Origin of the sequence: Arthrobacter agilis (assembly GCF_002953615.1) — a bacterium.
Taxonomy (GTDB): domain Bacteria; phylum Actinomycetota; class Actinomycetes; order Actinomycetales; family Micrococcaceae; genus Arthrobacter_D; species Arthrobacter_D agilis_B.
This window is the reverse complement of sequence record NZ_CP024915.1, coordinates 1,332,679-1,338,263: the sequence shown is the minus strand read 5'-3', so window position 1 is coordinate 1,338,263 and position 5,585 is coordinate 1,332,679. Positions and strand designations below refer to the sequence as shown.

At 69.9% G+C, this 5,585-nt stretch carries 3 protein-coding genes and 1 pseudogene; 3 read left to right on the top strand and 1 reads right to left on the bottom strand.

Annotation, left to right across the window (positions count from 1 at the left end):
* Positions 1–245, top strand: a 245-nt coding sequence (locus CVO76_RS06385; protein WP_208741297.1) for an STAS/SEC14 domain-containing protein, incomplete at its 5' end; no start/stop codon positions are given.
* Between the two features lie 64 nt (positions 246–309).
* Here the strand turns inward: CVO76_RS06385 and CVO76_RS06380 are convergent.
* Positions 310–813 carry a cytochrome P450 gene (locus CVO76_RS06380; protein WP_208741295.1) on the bottom strand — a complete coding sequence of 168 codons (504 nt, stop codon included), beginning with the start codon at positions 811–813 and terminating at the stop codon, positions 310–312.
* Positions 814–1,980: 1,167 nt separating this feature from the next.
* Between CVO76_RS06380 and ileS the strand changes: the two genes are divergently transcribed.
* Positions 1,981–5,277: an isoleucine--tRNA ligase gene (ileS, locus tag CVO76_RS06375; protein ID WP_432206138.1), complete on the top strand. Its 3,297-nt coding sequence runs from the start codon at positions 1,981–1,983 to the stop codon at positions 5,275–5,277.
* Positions 5,270–5,585 (top strand): annotated as a pseudogene (locus tag CVO76_RS06370) (Mur ligase family protein); the annotation flags it as partial. The gene ileS and the pseudogene CVO76_RS06370, both read left to right, overlap by 8 nt.

Sequence of the window (5,585 nt, the reverse complement as noted above, 5' to 3'; positions counted from 1 at the left end):
TCTGCCCGCCGATGCTCGTGGAGCTGAACGGCATGGTGTCGCTGAGCCGCGGTGCCCTGCACCGGTTCGCCTCCGGGCTGAACATCGCAGCCATGGCCCTGGTGGGACCGTCAGCCGTCGACCGGACCCTGACCGAGTTCTTCACGCGGGTGCACCGGCCGCCGTACCCCACCCGTCATTTCGAGGACTCCGACCGGGCGCGGGCCTGGCTGGGCGATCATCCGCACAGCGGAGCCGCGACCTGAGGACTGCGTCCCCGGAGTCCCCGGCCGGAAGGTCGGCGGGTCCGGGAGGAACGCCGCCTGCCCCTCAGGCCGGAGGAGCCGTGTCGTGGGCGCTCGTCCGCGACACGACGCGCAGGCGCACCGAGAAGTTGTCCAGGGTGCCGGGCAGGGGGCGGGCCGGATCGAGGGCCTGACCGTCCTCGACGCCGAAATCGTGCCCGTGCACCAGCGAGGCCAGCGCGGCGCTCGTCAGGAGGAGCACCAACTGCTTCCCCGGGCACACCACCGGTCCGTCGCTGAACGGCACGAGGGGCCAGTCGTCCTGCTCGCCGGACAGCCAGCGCCCCGGCGAGAAATCGTGGGCACCCTGGACGTGGCGCTCGTCCCGGTGGAAGTACGGCGAGTAGATCAGGACGCCGCACTTCGCGGGCATCCGACCCTGCGCCCACTGCACGGGCGCGGTCGTCTGCCGCAGGATCATCGGGGTGGTCGGCCAGAGCCGGAGTGATTCGAGGACGACGGCTCGCAGGTAGGGGAGGAACCGGCGCCCCGACTCGTCCCCGTCCACCTCGTCCCGGGCGACCGCCATCGCCCTTCGGGGCGGCGGCCAGCACCGCGGCGAGGCTCCCGGGTTCGGCGTGGGCGAGCTCGTGCCCGACGCGGGCCAGGAACCGCTCGCGCGTCCTCCTGCGCACCGGCCTCAGGAACGCCCAGTTGCCGTCCTTGCGCAGCCGGATCACCATCGCGGTGAGTTCCTTGTCGTCCCGCGCGTGGTCCCCGAAGACCACGCGGCGGACCACGCGGTACCACACATCCAGGAAATCGCTCCACGGCAGGGACCCGCGGGACGAGGCTTCCGCGAGCAGCTGCTGCATCTCCTCCTCCACCACCGGGACGAATCGATCCGCGAGGTGGTGTACCGGATGGCTGGTGTCGAGGACCTGCTCCTGCAGGGCGCGCCGGACGGTGCGGACCGGCCCCTGGCAGATCAGGACGTTGGCGGGCTGGAAGTGGGACAGGGCGGCGCGCTTCTCGGTGGTCGCAGGCGAGAACGGCTCGGGCGATCCGGTCAGGACGGTGTGGACGTCTTCGGGCGCCAGCACCACCGCCTGCTTCCGGATCGGGAGCTTCAGCATCAGGGGGCCGGACGGATACTTCGCGTGGATCGCCTGCAGGATGCGGACGGCCCTCGTGTCGAGGCCGAGGCGGGCGGAGAGCCCGACCACCCTTGGACGCCGGATGATGGGGCCCTTCGCGACGGTCGGCAGGAAGACTCCCAGCAGCAGCCGGGCGGTGTCCGGTGCGGACGCGGTGGGGAGGGTCGGGGTCGGCATGCGGTATCCATCCTGTCGCGGTCGAAGTCCCTTCCAGCCTGCCGCGCGCGGGTGGGGACCACAACGCCTTTCGCAGCACCCGCCGGCCCGGCGGATGTGCAGGTTCCCTTTCGACAAGGAAATCGCGGCGGCGCTAGACTGGGGGCACAAGCGTCGACCCGGCGATCACCGGTGAGCTTCCGGAAGAAAGGCCGCCCTCCGTGGCGGCCCGTAGAACCGGACGGGTGGCCCGTCACAGCCGGAACGAGCGGCGGCCCCGGCTGCCGTGCCAGTGGCACGGCGGACGACGGCGGCAAGTGAGGTGGTACCGCGGGTCCTGGACCCCCGCGGCCGGTCAGGCAACCGGCAGTGGGCGGAAGGGGAACCGTCCTCACGGCAGGATTCCTGCACTCCCCGACGCCGCCGCACACAGGATGAGAACCATGCCGCAGATCTACCCGAAAGCCGTGTCGCCCGACGACAGCGGTGCCTCCGCCGGAATTAGCGCCTCGCCGCGCTTCCCCGAACTCGAGGAACGCGTGCTCCGCTACTGGCAGGAGGACGGCACCTTCCAGGCGTCCATCGACGCCCGAAATCCCGGCGTCGACGGCTCCAACGAATTCGTGTTCTACGACGGCCCGCCCTTCGCCAACGGCCTCCCGCACTACGGACACCTCCTCACCGGCTACGCGAAGGACCTCGTGGGCCGCTACCAGACCCAGCGTGGGCACCGCGTCGAGCGCCGCTTCGGCTGGGACACGCACGGCCTGCCCGCCGAGCTCGAGGCCATGAAGCAGCTCGGGATGACGGACAAGCAGCAGATCCTCGCCATGGGTATCGACAACTTCAACGACGCCGCCAGGGCCTCCGTCATGAAGTACGCGGGGGAGTGGCGCGACTACGTGACCCGCCAGGCCCGCTGGGTGGACTTCGACAACGACTACAAGACCCTCAACCCGGAGTACATGGAGTCCGTCCTCTGGGCGTTCAAGACGCTGCACGAGAAGGGCCTGACCTACAGCGGGTACCGGGTCCTGCCGTACTGCTGGAACGACGAGACGCCCCTGTCCAACCACGAACTCCGGATGGACGAGGACGTGTACCAGGACCGGCAGGACCAGACCGTCACGGTCACGTTCCCGATCCTCGCCGGCGCAACGGCCCTGTCGAAGGACCTCGCGGGCGTGCAGGCCCTCGCCTGGACCACGACGCCGTGGACGCTGCCCACCAACGCCGCGCTCGCCGTCGGGCCCGACATCTCCTACGTCGTCGTGGTCGGGGAACGCGACGGCAAGGCCGGCCGCTACCTGCTGGCGGAGGACCTGCTGGGCAACTACGCCAAGGACCTCGGCTTCGCCGACGCCGCCGCCGCACGCGAGGCCGTCACGTCCCGCCACCTCGGGACCGAGCTGGAAGGGCTCACCTACGAGCCGCTGTGGGACTACCTCGCCGACCCCGAGGAGGGCGGCTACCGCAACGCCTTCCGCATCCTCGTGGCGGACTACGTCACCACGACGGACGGCACCGGCCTCGTCCACCAGGCACCCGCCTACGGCGAGGAGGACCAGAAGGTCTGTGAAGACGCCGGCATCCAGGTGATCCTCTCTGTCGACGAGGGCGCGAAGTTCCTGCCGATGTTCGGCAGGGGCCCGCTCGCGGAGATCGTCGGGCTGCAGGTCTTCGAGGCGAACCGGCACATCACCCGCGTGCTGAAGTCCGAGGGACGCCTCGTGCGGCAGGCCAGCTACGTGCACAGCTACCCGCACTGCTGGCGGTGCCGCAACCCGCTCATCTACCGCGCCGTGTCCTCGTGGTACGTCGAGGTGACGAAGATCCGCGACCGCTTGGTGGAGCTCAACCAGGACATCACCTGGATTCCCGGCAACGTCAAGGACGGCCAGTTCGGCAAATGGCTCGCCAACGCGCGCGACTGGTCCATCAGCCGCAACCGCTTCTGGGGCAGCCCCATCCCGGTCTGGGAGTCGGACGACCCCGAGTACCCGCGCACCGACGTGTACGGCTCGCTCGCCGAGCTGCAGGCCGACTTCGGCAGGCTCCCGCTGAACAAGCAGGGCGAGGTGGACCTCCACCGTCCATTCATCGACGAACTCACCCGGCCCAATCCGGACGACCCGACCGGCCGGTCCACGATGCGCCGTGTCGAGGACGTCCTCGACGTCTGGTTCGACTCCGGATCCATGCCCTACGGCCAGGTGCACTACCCGTTCGAGAACGAGCAGTGGTTCGACACGCACAACCCCGCGGACTTCATCGTCGAGTACATCGGGCAGACGCGCGGCTGGTTCTACATGCTGCACATCCTGTCCACGGCCCTGTTCGACCGTCCGGCGTTCCGCAATGTCATCAGCCACGGGATCGTGCTCGGCTCGGACGGGCAGAAGATGTCCAAGAGCCTGCGCAACTACCCGGACGTCTCCGAGGTCTTCGACCGCGACGGCTCCGACGCCATGCGCTGGTTCCTCATGGCCTCGCCGATCCTCCGCGGCGGCAACCTCGTGGTCACCGAGCAGGGCATCCGCGACGGCGTGCGGCAGGTCATCCTGCCTCTGTGGAACGTCTGGCACTTCTTCAGCCTGTACACCAACGCGGCCGCCGGCGGCGCGGGCTACGAGGCGAAGACCGTGACACCCGAGGCCGCGGCACGGCTGCGTGAGCCGATCGACCGCTACATCCTCGCGAACACCGGCAACCTCGTGCGCGACATCACCGAGTCACTCGACGCCTTCACGATCAGCGACGCCTGCGAGTCCCTGCGCCGCTACCTGGACACGCTCACCAACTGGTACGTCCGCCGGAGCCGCCAGCGGTTCTTCGACGAGGACACGGACGCCTTCGACGTGCTCTACACGTGCCTCGAGGCCGTGTGCCGCGTCGCGGCGCCCCTGCTTCCCCTCGTGACGGAGGAGATCTGGCGAGGGCTCACCGGCGGTCGGTCCGTGCACCTCACGGACTGGCCCGAGGCCGCCGCGTTCCCCGCCGCCCCTGACCTCGTCGAGCAGATGGACCGCACGCGCCAGGTGTGCTCCGTGGGCTCCAGCCTCCGCAAGGCCGCGAACCTGCGGGTGCGCCTGCCGCTGCGGGAGCTGACCATCGTCGCGCCCGGCGCAGCGGACCTCTCGGGCCAGTACTCCGCGATCATCGCGGACGAACTGAACCTGAAGGGCGTCCGCCTGGTCGACTCGGCCGATGCCGAACCGGCCGAGTTCGGGATCACCCAGCGCCTCGTGGTCAACGCCCGCGCCGCCGGCCCGCGCCTCGGCAGGAACGTGCAGAGCGTCATCAAGGCGTCGAAGTCCGGCGACTGGTCGGCGGACGAGGACGGCGGCGTCACCGCCGGTGGCCTCGGACTGGAGCCGCACGAGTACACGCTCGACACCGTGGTGGAGGGCAACGACGCCGCGTCGAAAGCCGTGACGGTCCTGCCCGGCGGTGGATTCCTCGTCCTCGACACCGAGGTCACGGAGGAGCTGGCGGCGGAGGGCACGGCGCGCGACGCGATCCGCGCCATCCAGCAGGCACGGCGCGACGCCGACCTCGACATCAGCGACCGCATCACCACCACCATCGGTGTCGCGCCCGGGCAGGTCGGGGCACTCGAGGCGAACGCCGGCCTGATCCGGGCGGAGACCCTCACGGTGGAGCTCCGCATCACCGCGGCCGAGGACGCCGGCAGCGATTTCAGCATCACCGTCGGAAAGCGGGAACAGCAGCATGGATGACACCAACGGCACCGGGGGCGGCCCAGGACTGGACGCCTTCTCGGTGGAGAGTGTGTACGCGGAACTCCTGGGCCGCGCGCCGGAGAACAGGATGGAGCCGCGCATGGCCCCCCTGCACCGGGCCATGGAGATCCTGGGGGAACCGAACCGGGCCTTCCCGATCATCCACATCACCGGCACCAACGGCAAGACGTCGACGGCCCGCATGATCGAGAGCATCCTGCTGGCGCACGACCTGCGGACGGGCCGTTTCACCAGCCCGCACCTCTCGCGTGTCACGGAGCGCATCAGCATCGACGGTGAGCCCG

What these genes read in the sequence shown, in the direction of transcription:
- CVO76_RS06380 (WP_208741295.1), bottom strand. Translation starts at nt 813, where the DNA reads ATGGCGGTCGCCCGGGACGAGGTGGACGGGGACGAGTCGGGGCGCCGG.
- ileS (WP_432206138.1), top strand. Translation starts at nt 1,981, where the DNA reads ATGCCGCAGATCTACCCGAAAGCCGTGTCGCCCGACGACAGCGGTGCC.